Annotated in this window: 18 protein-coding genes; 5 read left to right on the forward strand and 13 right to left on the reverse strand. The window is 50.5% G+C overall.

Features of this window, described 5'->3' with window-relative positions:
* Nucleotides 1–13 precede the first annotated feature (13 nt).
* The gene (locus tag A7K98_RS19195; protein WP_087489978.1) at nucleotides 14–832 is read right to left on the reverse strand and encodes an AraC family transcriptional regulator; all 819 of its coding nucleotides are present in this window, start codon (nucleotides 830–832) and stop codon (nucleotides 14–16) included.
* Nucleotides 833–1182: 350 nt separating this feature from the next.
* On the opposite strand from A7K98_RS19195, the gene A7K98_RS19200 reads away from it, so the two are divergent.
* Together A7K98_RS19200 and A7K98_RS19205 are read left to right on the forward strand one after the other, a co-directional pair.
* The gene (locus A7K98_RS19200; protein WP_087489979.1) at nucleotides 1183–2058 is read left to right on the forward strand and encodes an SDR family oxidoreductase; all 876 of its coding nucleotides are present in this window, start codon (nucleotides 1183–1185) and stop codon (nucleotides 2056–2058) included.
* Nucleotides 2059–2172: 114 nt separating this feature from the next.
* Nucleotides 2173–3429, forward strand: coding sequence for a D-mannose isomerase (locus A7K98_RS19205; RefSeq protein ID WP_087489980.1), 1257 nt, complete (start codon nucleotides 2173–2175; stop codon nucleotides 3427–3429).
* Between the two features lie 41 nt (nucleotides 3430–3470).
* On the opposite strand, the gene A7K98_RS19210 is transcribed toward A7K98_RS19205, so the two are convergent.
* From A7K98_RS19210 to A7K98_RS19250, 9 genes are all read right to left on the reverse strand, one after another.
* Nucleotides 3471–3941, reverse strand: a complete 471-nt coding sequence (locus A7K98_RS19210) for a YehS family protein (RefSeq protein ID WP_087489981.1) — start codon at nucleotides 3939–3941, stop codon at nucleotides 3471–3473.
* Nucleotides 3942–4188: 247 nt separating this feature from the next.
* On the reverse strand, nucleotides 4189–4818 hold the full coding sequence (locus A7K98_RS19215; protein WP_232461566.1) for an NADPH-dependent F420 reductase: 630 nt from the start codon (nucleotides 4816–4818) through the stop codon (nucleotides 4189–4191).
* A 409-nt stretch (nucleotides 4819–5227) separates the two neighbouring features.
* Nucleotides 5228–6265 carry an LLM class flavin-dependent oxidoreductase gene (locus A7K98_RS19220; protein WP_198361122.1) on the reverse strand — a complete coding sequence of 346 codons (1038 nt, stop codon included), beginning with the start codon at nucleotides 6263–6265 and terminating at the stop codon, nucleotides 5228–5230.
* 193 nt (nucleotides 6266–6458) lie between these two features.
* Nucleotides 6459–7352, reverse strand: a complete 894-nt coding sequence (gene aroD, locus A7K98_RS19225) for a type I 3-dehydroquinate dehydratase (protein WP_087489983.1) — start codon at nucleotides 7350–7352, stop codon at nucleotides 6459–6461.
* Nucleotides 7353–7479: 127 nt separating this feature from the next.
* Nucleotides 7480–7773 carry a hypothetical protein gene (locus A7K98_RS19230; protein WP_087489984.1) on the reverse strand — a complete coding sequence of 98 codons (294 nt, stop codon included), beginning with the start codon at nucleotides 7771–7773 and terminating at the stop codon, nucleotides 7480–7482.
* Between the two features lie 53 nt (nucleotides 7774–7826).
* Nucleotides 7827–9377, reverse strand: a complete 1551-nt coding sequence (locus tag A7K98_RS19235) for a NosD domain-containing protein (protein ID WP_087489985.1) — start codon at nucleotides 9375–9377, stop codon at nucleotides 7827–7829.
* A gap of 301 nt (nucleotides 9378–9678) precedes the next feature.
* Complete coding sequence (locus A7K98_RS19240) at nucleotides 9679–10398, reverse strand: DUF554 domain-containing protein (protein WP_087489986.1); 720 nt, start codon at nucleotides 10396–10398, stop codon at nucleotides 9679–9681.
* On the reverse strand, nucleotides 10395–11015 hold the full coding sequence (locus A7K98_RS19245; protein WP_087489987.1) for a UbiX family flavin prenyltransferase: 621 nt from the start codon (nucleotides 11013–11015) through the stop codon (nucleotides 10395–10397). The genes A7K98_RS19240 and A7K98_RS19245 overlap by 4 nt, the downstream gene beginning before the upstream one ends.
* A gap of 21 nt (nucleotides 11016–11036) precedes the next feature.
* Entirely contained in the window at nucleotides 11037–12527 is a 1491-nt protein-coding gene (locus tag A7K98_RS19250) for a UbiD family decarboxylase (protein ID WP_087489988.1), read from the reverse strand.
* A 211-nt stretch (nucleotides 12528–12738) separates the two neighbouring features.
* Here A7K98_RS19250 and A7K98_RS19255 point away from each other — a divergent pair, with 211 nt between their 5' ends.
* The 3 genes from A7K98_RS19255 (at nucleotide 12739) to mmuM (ending at nucleotide 16109) form a co-directional block, all read left to right on the forward strand.
* Entirely contained in the window at nucleotides 12739–13638 is a 900-nt protein-coding gene (locus tag A7K98_RS19255; RefSeq protein WP_087489989.1) for a LysR family transcriptional regulator, read from the forward strand.
* 121 nt (nucleotides 13639–13759) lie between these two features.
* The gene (gene mmuP / locus A7K98_RS19260) at nucleotides 13760–15178 is read left to right on the forward strand and encodes an S-methylmethionine permease (protein ID WP_198361193.1); all 1419 of its coding nucleotides are present in this window, start codon (nucleotides 13760–13762) and stop codon (nucleotides 15176–15178) included.
* The gene (gene mmuM / locus A7K98_RS19265) at nucleotides 15165–16109 is read left to right on the forward strand and encodes a homocysteine S-methyltransferase (RefSeq protein WP_087489991.1); all 945 of its coding nucleotides are present in this window, start codon (nucleotides 15165–15167) and stop codon (nucleotides 16107–16109) included. Before mmuP ends, mmuM begins: the two co-directional genes overlap by 14 nt.
* Before the next feature lie 50 nt (nucleotides 16110–16159).
* Here mmuM and oxlT read toward each other — a convergent pair whose 3' ends face one another.
* From oxlT to A7K98_RS19280, 3 genes are all read right to left on the reverse strand, one after another.
* Nucleotides 16160–17431 carry an oxalate/formate MFS antiporter gene (gene oxlT / locus A7K98_RS19270; protein ID WP_169715421.1) on the reverse strand — a complete coding sequence of 424 codons (1272 nt, stop codon included), beginning with the start codon at nucleotides 17429–17431 and terminating at the stop codon, nucleotides 16160–16162.
* Between the two features lie 228 nt (nucleotides 17432–17659).
* Nucleotides 17660–18445 carry an ABC transporter ATP-binding protein gene (locus tag A7K98_RS19275; RefSeq protein ID WP_087489993.1) on the reverse strand — a complete coding sequence of 262 codons (786 nt, stop codon included), beginning with the start codon at nucleotides 18443–18445 and terminating at the stop codon, nucleotides 17660–17662.
* Complete coding sequence (locus tag A7K98_RS19280) at nucleotides 18442–19512, reverse strand: FecCD family ABC transporter permease (protein WP_087489994.1); 1071 nt, start codon at nucleotides 19510–19512, stop codon at nucleotides 18442–18444. The genes A7K98_RS19275 and A7K98_RS19280 overlap by 4 nt, the downstream gene beginning before the upstream one ends.
* Nucleotides 19513–19762 lie beyond the last annotated feature (250 nt).

Here is a 19762-nt window from a genome sequence, read left to right on the forward strand (position 1 = left end):
GCGCAGGATAAGATCAGGTATTGTCAGATATTGATCGCAGAGCCGCATATTGCCCGGGAGTGGCGGCCATATAACTGACAAACATTTTGTGAAAATGACTTTGGTCAGCGAAACCACTTTGATAGCTGACCCCGGCAATCGTGTCACCGCCCCGCAGCCCTGACTTTGCCAGCTCCAGACGCGCCAGTGTCAGATAGTTACCCGGAGTCATGCCGGTATCACGGCGAAAGGTACGAATCAGGGTCTCTTTACGTTGCGAAAACTGAGCCGCGAGGGCCTCCAGTGCTAAAGGAGCCTTAAGATCCGCCAGGAACTGCTGTTGCATACGGGCGCTGGTCTCTGACCATCGCTCAGTCGCCTGCCAGCCTAACCCTGGCAAGTCCTCCAGAAATTCAGACACTCTGGCAGCCAGCTGACTGGCGCACAGGGAAGATGACTGCTGAACAATCTGTAAATAACGTCGGAATAATTGCGGATCACGGACCACTGGCTGCGAGGTGACCGGCATCTGAGTGCTTTGTGTAGCAACCCGCTTCTGTCTGCACCAACTGATATCCAGATACATCATATGATAACTACGTGGCTGTCCTGCCAGAGGATTGCAGCTGTGTACTGCTCCGGACGGTATCACAATTAAATCGCCGTGATGCAAAACCCAATCCTGCCCATCCAGTACGCAGCAGGTTTGTCCGCCGGTCACCGCTCCGACAGATAGCTGCGGATGATAATGGCTTTTGTAAGCCTGAGTGCTGCGGGTCGTGGAGCGCAACTCGAACCAGGGGGCATCTTCTCTGCGACAAAACTGCTGACTGATGGCTTTTACTTTGCTCATAATTCTGCCTGACGCTTTAACACAGACTCAGTATATGAGTGTCTTTAGTGATTATCATAGCGAAATTATCGCCGCATGAGCCTCTGACCACTGTCACCCGGAACGGTTATTACCCGCCGGTTACCGCCATTATTTAGTTAAAATATATAATGGTTTTATTCTCACTCCGGCTGAAAAAAACCTCTCTTTCAACACCAGTCCAGTCGTGGCAATCTACCCTGTAATTAGACAAATTAGCCCTAGCTTCTATACTTAAATTATTCTGAAGATTATATCCATCGGGTCAGGCCTGCAGACAGCGTTGTTCAGGCAAAGACCTGGCCCGGCTGATCAACTCAAACGGAGGGAATATGGTTCAGAAGACAACAATTCATGCACAGTCGCAAACACTGCCAGGCAGTGATGAAAAACTACAACCTGAAGCCTTGTTCATACGTGAGGATTACCGGGGAAGTGGCAAGCTTGCAGGAAAAGTTGCACTGATTACCGGCGGTGACAGTGGTATCGGCCGGTCTGTAGTACAGCATTTTGCGCGCGAAGGTGCTGATATTGCACTGACCTGCCTGCCAGACAGTGAAGATGAAGCCAGGGATGCAGAAGTGGCCCGGCAACTGGCTGAACAGGAAGGTTGTAAATGCGTGATTTACCCGGTCGATTTGCGCAGTGCCGAAAACTGCCGCCAGTTGATCACCAGTGTCGTCAGTGAGTTTGGTCAGCTGAATATTCTGGTGAATAATGCCGGTACTCAGTATCCGAATGAAGATATTACCACTCTGAGCGATGAACAGTGGATGAATACATTTGACGTAAATATTCATTCGATGTTTTTCCTGACAAAAGCAGCACTTCCTCACCTGAAAGAAAACGACAGCATTATTAATACTGCGTCAGTAAATGCCTATATCGGTCCGGAGTTTCTGTTGGACTATACTGCCACCAAGGGCGCGATTGTCAGCTTCACCCGCGCCTTGTCTAATCAGATAGTCAGTAAGGGGATTCGGGTTAATGCCGTTGCCCCGGGCCCGGTCTGGACGCCACTGCAACCTGCGACCCTGGGCCACTATAATCCGCAATGGCTGGAGAACTTTGGCCATGAAACCCCGATGGGACGTGCCGGTCAGCCTGCGGAACTCGGCCCTGTCTATGTATTTCTTGCCAGCCCGGACTCTTCATTTATCAGCGGCCAGGTCCTGCATCCGAATGGCGGAATGATGGTCGGCGGCTAGCCCCCGTATCTGCTAAACCGGGCATTTGCATCTCGCCCGCGACCAGTTACCAGGAGAAGCCCTCCACAGGGAATTCTCAGGGAAAATATCCGACACCACTGATTAACAGAGGGAATGATGCTATTTACTCATCTGACTGACAGCTGGCTGAACAAACCCTATCACCATGACTGGCTTGAAAAAGAGAGCCGCAGGCTCATCTCGTTTTACCGGAATTCAAAACACCCGGACGGTGGTTTTGCTGCACTGGATATTCACGGTGAGCTGCCTGCAGACAGCCAGCCGGACACTATGCTGACCGCCCGTATGACGCATTGTTTCGCTATCGCCAGCCTGCAAGGGGAGCCTGGTGCAGGCGCCCTGGCCCGTTGGGGAATAGAAGCTCTGCTGGGTTCCCTGCATGATGCCGTGTATGGCGGCTGGCTGGAAGGTCATCCGGAGCAGACTCCGGACGGACGTAAGCAGGCCTACCTGCATGTTTTTGTGACTCTCGCCGCCCTTAGCGCATCGCTGGCAGAGATAGAAGGCGCACAACAGCTGCTGGAAGAGGCAACATGGATTATTGAAAACCGCTTCTGGTCAGAAGAAGAAGGTTGTCTGCAGGAAAGCTTTAACCGCCAGTGGCAGGAGCCGGAAGATTATCGTGGCGGCAACAGTAATATGCACGCGACCGAAATGTTTGTTCAGCTCGCGGATGTTACCGGTGACAGTCGCTGGCGTCAGCGTGCTCTCTCCATCGTCACGAAAATTATTCATCAGCATGCACGGGGTAACCATTACCTGCTTGCCGAACATTTTACTTCACAATGGCAGGAGTGGCATGACTATCACCAGGATCAACCAACCGATGATTTCAGGCCGTATGGGGTGACGCCCGGGCACGCCTGTGAATGGTCACGGTTGTTGTTGCATCTTGAAGCCGCATTGCTGCAACACCATGAAACTGCACCAGCATGGCTGTTAGAAGATGCCAGGGGCCTGTTTGAGGCAGGGATAAATTACGGATGGCATGTCGATGGCGCGCCCGGGATGATTTATACCCATGACTGGCAGAAAATTCCGGTCACCCGTAACCGTCTGCACTGGACGCTGGCCGAAAGCTGCTGTACCGCGGCCAGCCTGTTAAAACGCACCGGCGATCCGACTTATGAACACTGGTACCGGACATTGTGGGATTATATCGCCAACTATCTTATCGATACCCGACACGGTAGCTGGTGGCATGAGCTGGATGCCAGCAATCAGCCATCGTCGGTGGTCTGGTCCGGCAAACCGGACCTGTATCATGCCTGGCAGCTGACCCTTAATAGCCGTCTGCCACTGGCACCTACTCTCGGTACCGCGGTTAAAGCAGGATTAGACCGGATGTAACACGGTAAGGCTGACACGGTGAATGGCCAGCCGTGTCAGCATTATTTTTTCGCTTTACGAACCCGTTCTGCCAGTCCTTTCAGGATATAGCGCAGCACCTGGTCGCCACATTCGCGATAATTTTTATGACCTTCTTTGCGGAAGAACGCGCTCAGTTCATTTTCTGACATGGCGAAATCAACCGATTTCAGAATTTGCTGCAGGTCTTCGGTTTTCAGTTCAAAAGCAACCCGCAGTTTCTTCAGCATCACATTATTGGTCACCCGTTTTTCCACTTCCGGAGCCGGAAAACGCGGGTCGCGGCCACGCCGGTAAAAAATCAGGCCATTGAGAAAGTGAGCCATCACTTTATCGTTACAAACCTGATAGCCTGCATCTTCTTCTTTCAGCAGATAAGCATGCATTTCCTGCAGGCTGACTTCGGCGCCACCGGAAATCAGAATCTCCAGCATTTTTTCATCACGCAGATCGAGCATATAGCGAACACTGCGTAAAACATCATTGTGCATCATGGTTATTAGTTCCTGCCGCTGTCAGGCCATATCCGGCCGCGGGCTGTTTATGTTCATCTGGCGGGCATTATACAAGTCTGCCCGGCCGGGTCGCCTGTTAGTTAACAAAATAGCGAAATAAATGCCCGGGCTACCACAGAACCGGCGCCGGAGACCTGCCACAGTCAGCCGAAAATCATAAACTGTCAGGAAAAAAGAGGACGGACACTACTACCGACGCTTTAAGCCGGTAGCAGTGATCACTTATTTAGCGGGAGATCCAGGTCGGCGCTATCTGAGTGCCAAGACCGGCACCGTAACCCAGGTAAATATTCAGGCCTGCCAGTGGCTCCAGATAGCGGGCATTTTTCAGGCCCCCGGCATCCTGGGTATGAAAACCTAACCCCTCGGCCAGTGCCGCCACCTGCTGTTTAGCCTGGTTGTCATCACCTGCATAGAATACGGTGGCACGCTGTCCGTCTGCAAATTGTGGTCCGTCACTCAGAACCTGAGCAAATAAGGTGTTAAAGGCTTTGACCACTGTAACGCCGGGAAGCGCGCGGGCAATCTCTTCTGCAGCTGAGGTGGTGCCACTGACCGTCAGGCTCATATAATCTGCTGATAACGGATTAGTTACGTCAACCACCACCTTCCCTTGCAGGTTGCCCAGGCTAATCAATGCTGCAACCGCATTATCATAAGGGGTTGCCAGAATAATCAGCTGTGCACCGTCTGCGGCTTTGCCGGCCTCAGCAACACGACTGCCGGGGTAGTTTTTCACCACCGCAGCCGCCTTCTCCAGATCACGCGCTGTCAGCGTGACCTGATGGCCTGCAGCACTTAACTGTTTGACCAACGCGGAACCCACATTACCTGAACCCACGACTGTAATATTCATCTTCGTCACCTTATCTCTGATATCTGCTGAAATTTGTGTTGTCTGCTGCGGTTCTGATGCAAATAACGACTGCATAAAACGAATAAACGCGTTCTGTCCCAAAAGCATCTCCTCGGCCTTTAATGTAGTGATGCAGTCATTGTGAAACGCCAGAAAGCGGAGATATATACCTCGTACCGCGATACATTTATTCCGAAGAGGAAATTATCACTGCATGAGTGGTTGTGTCTGAGCACTGATTTGTCATAAGCAGGGTTTCGTTGCCGCGTCGCAGGCCAACAGAGGCTACTGGCAATCGCAGTCAGGTGAGAGAACCGCCTGGCGGTCGTAAAAAATGGATGACGGAGAAACTGTCAGAGGGGGAGTGGCAGCAAAATCCGGGCGGGGATAGCTTTCCCCGTCTTCAGAGTTATTCGCCGAGGGCTTTATTTACTGCCGGCATCACTTTATCGGCCAACAGCTCGATAGAACGGGCTACTTTTTCATATGGCTGACCGCCAATATCCAACTGGGCCATAAATCGCCGGTGTCCAAACAATTCGTGAACCCGAAGAATTTTATCAACTATTTGCTGGACTGAACCGACGTAGACCGGCCCCTGCTCACTGGTCAGTTGAAGATAATCATTATAATCCGGGGTCCAGCCACGCCGTCCGGCCGGCAGATTATTACCAATATAATGTGAGTAATAGGGAAAGAACCCTTGCAGTGCTTGCTGACTGGTTTCTGCCACATGAAAATGACCAGAAACTGCCAGCGGTAACTGCTGACGGGAAAAACCATGCTGCTCACCGGCCCGATAGTAGCTCTCCACAAACGGTAAATGCGCTGCCGGTTTATTGCCAATGATCGCCAGATTCAACCCCAGTCCATATTTTGCCGCCCGTAAGGCACTGGCCGGTGTTCCTCCCGCCGCGATCCATACTGGCTGAGGGTTCAGATGGCGCGGGATAATTTCGGCCTGCTGCAGAGGAGAACGAAAATTTCCCTGCCAGTCCAGCGGCTTCTCACCTTCTGCGACAATTTTTAATAACAGGGCCAGTTTTTCCTCATACAAGGCTTCATAATCGTCCAGAGAGTAGCCAAACAGCGGGAAAGACTCGATAAAGGCGCCACGTCCGACCAGCAATTCTGTACGACCATTGCTGAGCTGGTCCACCGTAGAATAGGCTTCATATTCCCGTACCGGATCGGCAGAGCTGAGTACGGTCACGGCTGTCGTCAGACGAATATTACGGGTCACTGCAGCCAGATGAGACAGTAATACCATCGGTGCCGAAACGGCATAATCCAGCCGGTGATGCTCACCAATTCCAAAAACCTGTAACCCGGCCTGATCAGCAAGACGGGCAGCGGCAACAATTTCCTGCAAACGCTGATGAGCCGCCGCACTGCCTCGCTGAGTTCCGGCCAAATCACCGAAAGTGTAGACACCAAATTCCATCATAGTCACCCTGTAGCAGATACGTGGCGATAATCGTCCGGATACCCTGAGTATCTGGCAGTAAAAGGAGGAAGTTTAGCGGAGATGATGGTCAGGATTAAGCCACCTGCCGGGAATTCATTATTTCCAAAGGGGAAACAATAACCCGGCAGATGACGGGGCTGCGAAAGACAGAAGATTCGCAGAAAAATCAGGATCAGTGGCCGGTTACCGCATGGTTAATAGTATCCAGAACCTGATGCATTGCCTGTACATCTACCTGACCAGGGGCTGAAGGTACACCAATCATGCCAAAGGTGAGATCATCACCAAATACCTGACCAGATAAACGAGTAATAGAACCCAGCCCACCCATCGCCATAGTCAGCAGTGGTTTTTGAGAATATTTCTCACGGATTTCGCTGGTAGCAGTCAGTAGTTTCAGGACATCGCCAGGGTTATGCGGCATGGTTGCAATCTTCAGAATATCGGCACCCATCGCGTCCTGTTGGCGCAACCGGTCAACCAGGACACTGGTATCTGGTGTCTTGTTAAAGTCATGGCTGGACATCACGACTTTGATGCCCGCTTTATGTGCCGCACTGACAATCTCTTTCACCAGTGCTGGTTGGCGGAACATCTCTACATCCAGAATATCGATAAAGTGATCTTTAATCAGTGCCAGATAGAGATCAGCATAAGCACGATCGCTGATAGTTTTCACCCCGCCTTCCGCACGGGTACGGAAGGTCAGGATTAACGGTTTACCCTGAATCACTGAAACTATCTGTTTACCCAGTGCAGCGACTTTCGCCGGATCGGTGGCAAAGTTCAGATAATCAATCCGGTATTCCAGCAAATCAGCATTTGGATTACTGCCAATCACCCGCGCCTGTGCCATTACCTGGTCATCAGTTGCACCGGTGGTCGAAACAATTATTTTCGGCGTACCTTCACCAATCACCGTATTTCTGATGGTCAAAGGAATTGCATGACGCTGGCTGACAACGGCAGCTGGTGCGCTGGTGGCGGTCCCGGCGGCAAAAGCACTGCCAGCCCCCTGTAATGCCAGAGCCACAGATAATGCCACTAATGTTGTACTGATTTTCATTTATTATCTCCGGAGATCAGTGAGCTGCCTATGCCATTAAGGACAGCCCGCAATTTTAATGCGACAAAAGTTATTCCGGCATGATCAGAATTCATCTCCAATTCTGATGCATTTCACCGGAGTCCGGTCACAGCAAGTTAATCCCCCCATCGCAGGCTATCGGTAATCTGAAATAGCGAACTGCGAACGCGATTAACAGGCTGAGGAAAGTGGTGATAAACAGATTACGGTGGTCAGATAAGCTGCTGCAGACCATGTAACGGCGGCATCGGCTAAATCGTATTTCCGGGATATTCATCGTGGCAGAATAGCTGTCGTCAGAATTGTTCGCCCTGCCCTGACCTGATCTGCACGCCACTATACTGGCGTAAACAATACGCAGAGTCTGAGAGTGAGCCTGGAAAAACAGATTTTTATTCATGATACCGCCCTGCAAAATCCGGTAGCCGTGGCTACCGGAAAGAGGTGTGATAATTATTTTCCAGCCCGTGGTGCGCTTAACGGAGAGGTAGCACCATCATTGGTGGTCGCGGTGGCAGTTACATTAGCCACTTTAACTCCGTCCGGAATCGCCAGTTGTTCAGTAAAGTCACCCACACCGTGGCTGTTTACCGGCACCATTTCATATCCCAGGAAGTTTTCTGCTTCATTCATGGACGGCTGACTGTTAGAGAAGAACTCAACACGGTAGATAGTATTGGCTTCCCCGGCCACACTGCCACTGACAGTCAGTTGGTGATTATTAATAATCACCTGAGAAAGTTCTGGTGCCTGCTGGCCTTTGTTTGGTGTTTTTTCACAGCCGGCAACATTTCCGTCGATGGCACAGATTTTTTCCAGGTGGGTAGTGTCATTGCTGATACCACCGCCACGGTTACCAATGAAGGCAGCATGCTCTAATCCGGGAACATTAAATACAATTGCTCCCGCGTAACCCGGCAGGCAACTGCCCCCGGCAAAGCAACGTTTAATATCCAGCCCGTTATTGATCATAATATTTTCTGAAATACGATCGATGGCAGGCCCGGTGATACGGTTAATACCAAACTGACCATCTTTTCCGGGTTCACCCTGTGGCCGGACTGACACTGCTACGCGGTTATTAATCATCCGGTTTCCGGATACCATATTTCCGGTACCGCTGAGAGTCACTGCCGATGACAGGTTATTGAAAAGATTTCCGGCGATATAGTTATTATTTCCCCAGTTTAGCTGCACACCATCAGAATAGTTTTCGAAATGGTTATGAATAACTTCATTATCATTTCCCCACAGCATTTCCAGACCCTGAGAAGGCTCTTTGTTATTCACCTCATCCGTAGTAATCAGATTATCAGCAATCAGGTTGAATGAAGCACCACGGGTGGCTTCCATTCCGTCTCCGTTATTAGTAAAGACATTGCGGATAATTTTATTTCTCTGAGTGGTGGTGGCAGTAGAGTTACCTTTACCATCGTCACCGGTCATCATTAAACCTGCTCCGCCATGGTTTCCGGTAATACGGCTGTCTTCGATAATATTATTGCTGGCACGGTTAATTAAAATACCGACGCAGAAATTACGCACTTCAATACCCTGCAGAACAACATCGTGGGTATCCTGTAAAACCAGTCCCGGCAATGAAGTGGTTCGTACATTAGCACCAAATTGTCCGGGGACAGCACCAGGGCAGGCGCGGGGGTCAACCGGTTTAATATAAGCAGAGCCATCAATAGCGACATACTTGCCATTTTTCAGCCAGTTAGTACCAATTATACTGACCGGGCCTTTTACCGGAGGTAATGGTTTTGCTGGTTTGATTACCATCGGTTTATTTTCTTTTAAGGCAATTTCAATCCGGTAATGGCCAGGATTAAGGTTATTTTTTTCCAGTGCCCAACGTAATGTACCAGCACTACCATCATCAGCTGTTGATGTTACTGTTAATACCTGGTCAGGCGATACCGGAGTTTGTTCTGCTGCATAAACACCGAAAGAGAAAGGTAATGCCATAGAGATAAAAACAGCAAGTTTATTTTTCAACATAATTTACCCTGACATAATATTTCCGGAGAAATCAATAAACCCTGCCTCTCCCGGAATAAGTCAGCAGCGTCAATCTTCAATAAATTTCATCATTCATAAGACAGGTAAAATATACCCCTCCGCATGAAATTAAATTTGATAAAGATCAATTTTAAAGATGGGAAATATAATTATTTTTCAATGAGATAAACAAAAACCGCCACTTACATAAGTAAGTGGCGGTCAGAGTTAAACCCGTGTTATTTTTTTTGTTTTAAATTAATCTTTGAATATATTCCCTGAGAAAATAATTACCGAAAAATCAGAAAAAATGCGTCCAGGCTGCGGATATTGGCATAGCAAGAACCAGAGCAGGTAACATATTCGCCACCGGGAAAGATTTAATACCACAAATTCTGAATCCGGTTGCAAACATTAATACACCACCAACCGCAGAAAAGTCTGCCTGCATATTAGGTGTGGTTAATGGCAGAATATATACTGCACCATAAGCCAGCAATAACTGAATAATCAGCTGCGGTACTGCCACAATGGCAACCGCAAAACCTAAAGAAGTGGCAAAAATCGCCGAGGTGAACAGATCCAGGAACGATTTAGCAATCAGAACACTGGAATCGCCAGTCATCCCCTCATGCATTGAACCAAAAATCCCGGTGCCGCTGGCACAAAACAGCACGATAATCGCAACATAACTTTGCAGAAACGCTTCCTGAGACTGCTGGTCGGTTCCTTTCGGAGAAACAAACAATTCGACCAGCCCTTTGGCTTTCGCGCCCAGCTTACCAATCCCTTTTTCCAGATAAACCAGTTCTCCCAGCAATGAGCCAAGAATGACGGATAAAACCATCACCGGCATATGTGACAGTTTGACCACCAGAACTACCCCCATACACATGGAAGCAGCACCAAAGATCAGCGGCATACTGGTTCGAACACGTTCAGGTAACCGGGTGCTTAATACTGCGCCAACAATACCACCGACTAATACCGCAGAACCGTTAATAAAGGGTCCAATTATCATTTATTATTACTCCCGCTTATTGCTGCTATCGACTCTCCCCAGCGCGGTAAATCGGCACAGTCCACACCCAGTAACCCCAGAGAACGGGCAGCACTATGAGCAATGATTTCTTCTACGCTTTGAGGACGAGCATAAAGTGCAGGCACCGGTGGGAAAATTATTCCGCCCATCTCTGTGACCTGCTGCATATTGCGTAAATGCCCTAAATGTAATGGCGTTTCTCTCGCCATCAAAACCAGTCTCCGGCGCTCTTTTAAAATCACATCGGCGGCTCTGGTCAGTAAATTTTCGGTCATGCCTGTCGCAATGGCTGCCAGGGTATGCATCGAACAGGGGGCAACAATCATGCCATCGGTCCTGAACGAACCACTGGCAATAGCTGAGCCCACAGCGCGGAAGGGGTAGACCACATCAGCCAGCGCCAGGACATCGTCTTCACTGAGAGTCGTTTCCTGTTCGCGGTTAAGGTGTGCAGAAGGGGAAATCACCACATGGCTTTCCACTCCGGCCTGTCTCAGATAATGCAGTATCTGTACTCCGTAAGAGAAACCGGAAGCACCGCTGATACCAACGATCACCCTTCTTTTTGCTGTTGTCTGTTGAGCAAACCCTGACATTTTCTTCTCCTCAGTCCGTGATTATTTAGCGTTGAAACCCGGGATGAAACGATTCACATCCACTTCCAGGAACGCACTACGTTGGAACCGGTCTTTCATATCAAACGGTACGGTGCAGTCGAAGACTGTTTTACAGGCGATACCGTGACCACGGATGGAGTGGCTGAATTCCGGATCGTTAGACGGATCTAACGGATGGCAGCGTACGCCCGGAATAAAGATGGTGCTGACATCGCCCTGGTAGCGCGTAGTCATCGCCCACATCACGTCATTCATATCGTAGATATCGACGTCATCATCCACCAGAATCACATGTTTCAGTTCGATAAAGGCGGAGAATGCCAGCAATGCAGCCTGCCGTTGTCTGCCTTCGTCTGAAGGGATGGTTTTTTTCACTTTCAGAACAGCCAGGAATTTACCGGTACCTGGTGACGGGCAGTGAACTTCCTGGACAAACCCTGGTAAGGCGCGGTCAACTAACTGCAAAATACTGGCTTCAGTCGGGATACCAGCCAGGTTGGTGTGTTCATCACTTGGGCCGATACAGGTTTGCAGAATCGGATGTTTACGGTGAGTAATGGCTTTCACTTTAATCACTGGTAACGCCGCATTCGCCGGTCCGGTGTAACCCGGGAATTCAGGCATTGCTTTACCAGTGTTAGAATTCTGGTCTTCACGAACGGTCACGCCAGGCAGGATTTCCCCTTCGATCACCACTTCAGCATTGGCAATCCCGAAAGCGCCTTTTACAGAAACCGCTTCAGTCAGTTCAACTGCCTGCTGACGTAAAGCACCGGCAATAGACAATTCGTCAAAGCCCAGTGGAGTTGTTGGTGGCTCAAAGCAGGCACCGATTTCGATAGCCGGGTCAACACCGATACTGATAGTGATAGGTAACGCTTTACCGGCAGCTTCGGCTTTTTTACGGAACACATCCAGGTGACGACCCGGGGCAAAGTACATTGAGATTTCATCTTTACTTTGCACACACAGACGGTGGATGGTGACATCGTGTTCACCAGTTTCAGGGTCAGCGGCATAGCACATACCCAGGGTGAAATACGGGCCGGCATCTTCCGGGGTATTGGTCGGTGCTGGCAAAATTTTCAGGATATCGAAGTCAGGATCGGTGGCCAGATGGACCACTTCCTGGCATTTCGCCTGTGAATTTGGGATGACTACAGGTGCAATAGGTGTAGCCACCGCATCTTTCAGCATAAACGCCAGTTTTTCTGGCTCAGTACCGAACAGACGGGCAACACGTTTACGTGATGACAACAGGCCAATCAGGACCCGCATATCATCGTAACCTTTAATTTTATTGAAGATCATCGCCGGACCGACACGGGTTGGGCGCTGGACGGTACCATGTGCACCGACATAACGATAAACCCCGGATAATTCAGCGATAGGATCGACCGGTTCATCGGTATAAATCAGTTCATCATCATACTGACTTAAGACTTCAATCGCACTTCGTAAGTCCGTTACTTTTTTCTGGTTATCTGTCATGGTAAAACCTCTCAGACTGATGTCATCGGTAAAAAATCAACGGCAAAAAATCTCAGGTATGTCATTATCATCCCTCAGGATTTTGATCAGTACCCACTGACCTGCGCCGATTTACTTCCCGCTCAGTGTCTGAATTTTGGTGATTATTGTCTAATCACAATAACCGCATTTTTAATAAGCAATCATTATCAAAACTCCCCCGGAGAATGGCATGGAATACCGGCATTTACATGCATTTGTGGTCCTGTCTGAAGAGCTTCATTTTGGTCGGGCGGCTGGGCGACTTAATATCGCTCAGCCCGCACTGAGTCAGCATATTAAAGCGCTGGAACAGGAAACCGGCCTGCATTTGTTTAAACGCGACCGGCGAAATGTGGAACTTACCTATGAAGGGCTGCAACTACTGCCGCAAGCCAGTCTGGCCCTGAGTCACTTCTCGCAATTCCGCAATCATGTCCGCATTCTGAAACAGGGACTTAAAGGACATTTAACACTCGGTTATGTTGGCAGTTCGATTCTCGATCCGGCACTGTCAATGTTAATTAACAGTTACCGGCAGCAACAGCCGACGATGAGTATTACAATTGAAGAACATAGCGTTGACGATCAGATATCACGTCTGCTAAATGATCAACTTGATGCCGCGTTAATCCGCTCGCCGGTTCCCCGGATTCCTGAGCTTGATTATATGGATGTAGTGACCCGTTCGATGATTGCAGTGTTACCAGCCAGCCATCCGCTACTTAAACAGCCCTGCCTGACTCTGGATGAGCTGGCGGATGAAACATTTCTGATTCAGCAAGACCCTCCGGGAATTGGTCTCGGCTGGACCGTGATCGAAGCCTGCCGCCGTGCCGGAATCACCCCACGCCAGGTTATGCAGACCCGTGATGTTTCGGTGGCCTGCGGGCTGGTATCGATGGGAATGGGTGTGGCTATTGTGCCGGAAACTCAGCGGTCAATTCTGATCCCGGGGGTTGGTTACTGTGAACTGAAAGATAAGCAGGCCACCACCACCCTGACTCTGGCCTGGCAGCGCCGTCGTTATCATCATGCACTGAAGGACTTCATTATGTTTGTAAAAGAAGTCACCGGGAAAAACCATTACTGATCAACACTCTTTTCGACCCATTCTCCGGGAAAACCCGCAAACAGGATTTTGCATTTTGTGATTATTGCCGGTATAACCATCGTCGCACCCGATTTGGATGTCTATACGTATAGAAGGTTATATGCAGGTGGATACCACAAACGCGCCTCTGAAGCGCACTATGAAATCCCGCCATCTGGTGATGTTGTCACTGGGCGGGGTCATCGGTACCGGTCTATTCTTTAATACTGGTTATATTATCTCTTCTACCGGGGCGGCCGGAACATTACTGGCCTATCTGATCGGCGCACTGGTTGTCTGGCTGGTCATGCAATGCCTGGGAGAATTGTCTGTTGCCATGCCGGAAACCGGCGCATTTCATGTTTATGCCAGCCGCTATCTCGGCCCGGCGACTGGTTACACGGTGGCCTGGCTTTACTGGCTGACATGGACAGTCGCCCTGGGTTCCAGCTTTACCGCTGCCGGTTTTTGTATGCAGTTCTGGTTTCCACAGATTCCGGTCTGGATCTGGTGCCTGGTGTTTTGTGTACTGATTTTCGGTATGAATATTGTCTCAACCCGATTCTTTGCCGAAGGCGAATTCTGGTTTTCACTGATTAAAGTATTCACCATTGTCCTGTTTCTGGTGCTGGGCGTAGCGGCAATGACAGGAATTCTGCCAATGCACGATGGCAGCCCTGCCCCGGGCCTGCATAATATTACCTCTCAGGGCTGGTTCCCCCACGGTGGCCTGCCGATTCTGATGACGATGGTAGCGGTCAATTTCGCATTTTCCGGCACAGAGCTGATTGGCATTGCCGCTGGTGAAACCGAGAATCCACATAAAGTTATTCCAATCGCTATCCGTACTACCGTAGTCCGGTTGATTATTTTCTTTGTTGGTACCGTGTTCATTCTGGCGGCACTGATTCCGATGCAACAGGCTGGTGTCGAAAAAAGCCCGTTTGTACTGGTGTTCGAGAAAGTCGGAATCCCTTATGCAGCCGGATTTTTTAACCTGGTCATCCTGACGGCTATCCTGTCTGCTGCTAATTCCGGATTGTATGCTTCAGGAAGAATGCTCTGGTCACTGGCAAATCAGAACACCCTGCCAAAATGCTTCACACGGCTGACCTCACGGGGAGTCCCGCTGACTGCCCTGTCTGTCAGTATGCTGGGTGGCATCCTGGCCCTGGCCTCCAGTGTAATTGCACCGGATACAGTGTTTGTCGCCCTGTCCGCGATTTCAGGTTTTGCCGTCGTCGCCGTCTGGTTAAGTATCTGTGCTTCGCATTTTGTATTTCGCCGTCGCCATTTACAGCAGGGTAAATCTGCAAATGAATTACTGTACCGCGCCCCCTGCTATCCGCTGGTGCCGGTACTGGGCTTTATTTTATGCCTGGTTGCCTGTGTCGGGTTGGCTTTTGACCCGGATCAGCGCATTGCCTTATGGTGTGGAATTCCGTTTGTCGCGGTATGCTATGTTGCTTACTTTATTACCCGCCGCCTGAATAATCGCGGGAATCCAACAGCGCAGGAGAAGCAGTATGCCGCTAAATAATCCGTTACCGTTATCCGGCAAACATCAGTCGTTTCTGTTGCTGGACGGTGCTATGGCCACCGAGCTGGAAAATCGTGGTTGTGATCTGACCGACAGCTTGTGGTCAGCGAAGCTGCTGACCGAAAATCCTGAGCTGATAAGCCAGGTACATTACGACTATTTTAAGGCCGGGGCGCAGTGCACCATTACCGCCAGCTACCAGGCAAGCCTGCCAGGATTTGCGGCCCGTGGAATCTCTGCGGCTGACGCAGAGGCGCTGATTCGCCTTAGTGTCACCCTGGCCGCAGATGCCCGTCACCGTTATTTATCGGAACATCCGGATGCCGGACCACTACTGATTGCCGGTTCAGTCGGCCCTTACGGTGCTTTCCTGGCAGACGGTTCTGAGTATCGCGGTGATTATCACTGTACGCCGCAGCAATATCAGGAATTTCACCGGCCACGGATCGCTGCATTGCTGGAAGCCGGTGCCGACCTGCTGGCCTGTGAAACACTGCCTTCGTTTGAAGAGATTCAGGCACTGGCCGAACTGCTGACCGCTTTCCCACGGGCCCGTGCCTGGTTCTCGTTTACTCTGCGCGATGCACAGCACCTGAGTGACGGAACGCCGCTCAGTGAAGTCATGGCTTTTATCGAATGTTATCCGCAGATCGTTGCGGCAGGAATCAACTGTATTGCCCTGGCTGACACCACCGCCGCTCTGCGTTATCTGCAAACGCTGACACCTCTGCCACTGGTTGTTTATCCAAATTCCGGTGAGCAATACGATGCGGTGAGCAAACACTGGCATTCCGGGGGAGAAAGCTGTGCCAGTCTGGCGGATTATTTACCTGACTGGCTGGCCGCAGGAGCCAGACTGATTGGCGGTTGCTGCCGGACGACTCCGGCAGATATTGTGGCCCTGAAACAGTTACAAAACTCTGGCCAATAATAGTGCCCGATCCGGAACCAGGCCTTTGGGTCTGGCTCCGGGATATCTGGTTACATCTGATGGCGTTTAAGAAACCGCTGGCGCACTGGTTTAAGCACCAGTAAAGCAAGTACTGCTGTCACAACATCCAGCGTAATCGCACTACTGAATACCGGCATCCAGCTTTGGGTATGCTGATACAACATCGCTGCCAGCGGACCACCGATAACCGAACCGACCCCCTGAGAGATATACAGACAGCCATAGTTAGTGGTGGCATGCTGCGATCCGAAAGTATCGGTCAGGGTTGCCGGGAATAATGAAAAAATTTCGCCCCAGCCAAGAAATACCACTCCGGATAACAGAACAAATAATACCGCATCATGCCGGCACATCAGCCACAGTGTCATGGCGACAGCTTCCAGCGCAAAGGCAATAAACATTGTCTGCTCACGCCCCAGCTTATCCGAAATAAAACCAAACAAAGGCCGCGTCAGACCGTTAGTAAAGCGGTCAATAGTCAGGGCCAGCGGTAATGCGGCCATTCCGGCAATCACTATATGACTGACACCAAAATCACGGGCAAAGGTCGCCATTTGCGAGGTCACCATGAGTCCGGAGGTGGACATAAAAGTCATCATAAAAAACATCAGCCAGAACAGTGGCTGGCGTAACATCTCGCCGGCAGTAAACTGTTTCTGTCGTACAGCAGTCCCACTCGCCGCCTCACCGGCAGCAGAGACCGGAGCCTGTTTTAACCCCTGACTGGCCAGTACTCCGATGACGGCAAACAGCAGACCAAACGCTGTCAGGGTCATGTTCAGGCCATGCTTTTCCAGGGTCAGTGATACGGGGAACGTGGTAACAATGGCTCCCATCCCGTAACCCGCAGCAACCATTCCTGCGGCAAAGCCACGTTTTTCAGGAAACCAACGTACCACCAGCCCAACCACGCCGACGTAGACGATCCCGGTACCCAGACCGCCGATACCGCCATACACCAGATATAACATGGCAATACTGTGTACCTGGGCAGTTAATACCCAGCTGAAACCGGACAATAAGGTGCCGATAGCAATCAGCTTTTTGGCACCAAAATAGTCCACCAGCTTGCCCTGAAACGGAGAGAAGAAGGTTTGCAGGATAATCAACAACGAGAAAGTGACCTGTAATTCAGGTAATCCGACAGAAAACTGTTCCATCATCGGCTTAGTTAACAGGGTCCAGACATATTGCGGGCTGGAAATTGAAGCCATACATATCAGACCAAATGCCAGTTGTTTCCATTTTTCACTGGCTGCCACGCCGTCTCTCTCGGCTAATTCAGACGCATAAATACTCATACTCATCCCCCGGGGTATTTTAATTTTTAATCGTCAGGAGAAAGCAATTTATGTGCCAGCCATCACAGAGAGTAAAACGCCTCAGCGGAAGGGGGTTGTCACGACAACGGGAGAAAATTCACTGATCGGGTGCAGAGGAAGACAAAGTCTGGTGCAGCAGACCCACAGAAGAGAGGTCAGGGATGAGGGATACGGGCAGACACTGTCTGCCCGTTCCGACCGGAGAGGTCAGATACCGCCGCTGACCAGGCCATCAATATGTACCTGTGGAACACCCTGCGAGCACAACTCTATGCGCCCGCGGACGCCATAAACCTCCGCCAGGCTTTGTGGAGTGATTACTTCGGAAGGTACGCCGCTGGCCACAATACGCCCGGCTTTCATCATAACGACGTGATCACTGTGGCGCAGGGCAATATTAATATCATGCAATACCACGACGGTGACCATATCGCGGATTCTGGTTTCACGGGAGACGAGGCTCATCACATGATACTGATAGTTTAAATCAAGCGCGCTGAGTGGCTCATCGAGCAACAGCAATGAAGGGTTACGCACCAGTGACTGAGCCAGCCCGACCATTTGCTTTTGACCGCCAGACAACTCATCCATAAATCTCAGCGCCAGCGAACCGATACCCACCTCTTCCAGTAACTGCATTATCCGTTCCGGAGTAAAAGCAGCACCGTGCTGACCGGTTGCCCGCGCGGCTACCAGAATGGATTCCAGTACCTGCAGATGAACTCCGGATGGCAGGCTTTGCGGCAGATAAACGACCTTGTCACCGCGGTCAGCGAGCGTCATCTGATTAAGATTCTGGTTATCCAGCCAGATCTCACCCTTTGCCCGGTTCAGCCCGGCCAGAGCACGCAATAACGTGGATTTCCCGCAACCATTCGGTCCCAACAGTACTGTCACTTTGCCCCGGGGAATCTGTTCCAGGGTCATATTATTAATGACCGGACGCCGACGATAACCGGTGGTCAGCTGCCTGATATTCAGGGAATCTGTCATAAATTCCCCCGGTGACGCAGGATAATCACAATAAAGAATGGCACTCCGACCAGTGAAGTGATGATACCAATAGGAATGATGACACCCGGTTCGATGTTTTTAGAAACCACAGATGCCAGCGACAGTACCAGAGCACCAATCAAGCCACTGGCAGGCAGATAAAACCGGTGATCTTCGCCGACCAGCTGCCTGGCAATATGTGGCGCCACCAGCCCGATAAAACCAATCGGCCCGACAAATGCCACCGCCAGTGCAGAGGCAAGGCTGATGCGCAGCAACGAAGTCATCCGTAACCGTGACACATCAATTCCAAAGCTGGCGGCACGGTCTTCCCCTAAACGTAATGCCGTCAGTTGCCAGGAACTACGCATCGCCCACGGCAACAGGATAACGATAGCCGCGGCCATGATTCCCAGTTTCGGCCACGAAGCCCGCCCCAGGCTGCCCATAGTCCAGAATACCAGCGACTGTAAGGTATCTTCACTGGCAATAAACTGCATCATGGCGACCAGTGCATTGAAGGTAAACACCAGCGCAATCCCAAACAACACCACTGTAGTTCGGGTATTCGCCGTCCGTCTGCTGACCAGATTAAGAATAAAGGCGGTCAGCATGGCAAAGATAAAAGCATTACCGGTTACCAGCCACTGGCCTGGTATCCAGGGAATACCAATGCCCAGCACCAGTGCCAGGGCCGCACCAAACGAGGCAGCCGAAGATACGCCAAGAGTAAACGGACTGGCTAACGGGTTATTCAGGATGGTCTGCATTTCACTGCCCGACAATCCAAGAGCAAAACCAATGACAACCGCCATCAGGGTAAAAGGCAGGCGGATATCCCAGACAATAACCCGTGTCGCATCATCAACCGCTGAGGGTTCAACCAGTGCAGTGAGCAGAGTGGTCAGGTTTAGCCGGGCAGGACCAATAGTAAAATCGAGGATGACACTACAACAAATTGCGATAACCAGCACCAGAAGCAGTAACACGCGCTTACGGATAATTTTTCGATATTCAGCCCCAACGCCTTCATTCTGGCTGGCAACCGACTCTGTAACAGTACTCATTAATGATACTTCCGCGTTCTGAAAACTGAGGGCATTATTTTGTCAAAGGTACTGGCAGGTGATCTTCTGCTGCGGAGTAGTGAAAAACAGCACGTTCAAAAGGCCATGCTTATCCGCCGACAAAATAGAATAATAATCATTACGAATGATACCCTGAAAATGTCTTAATTCAACGTTAAACAATTTACACAACCTAAACAGCGGTAAAAATTTGTCAGCAGCTCCGTTATTTGGCCGCATCCCTGGTGAC

The sequence above is a fragment of the Tatumella citrea genome (genome assembly GCF_002163585.1).
GTDB classification, from domain to species: Bacteria; Pseudomonadota; Gammaproteobacteria; order Enterobacterales; family Enterobacteriaceae; genus Tatumella; species Tatumella citrea.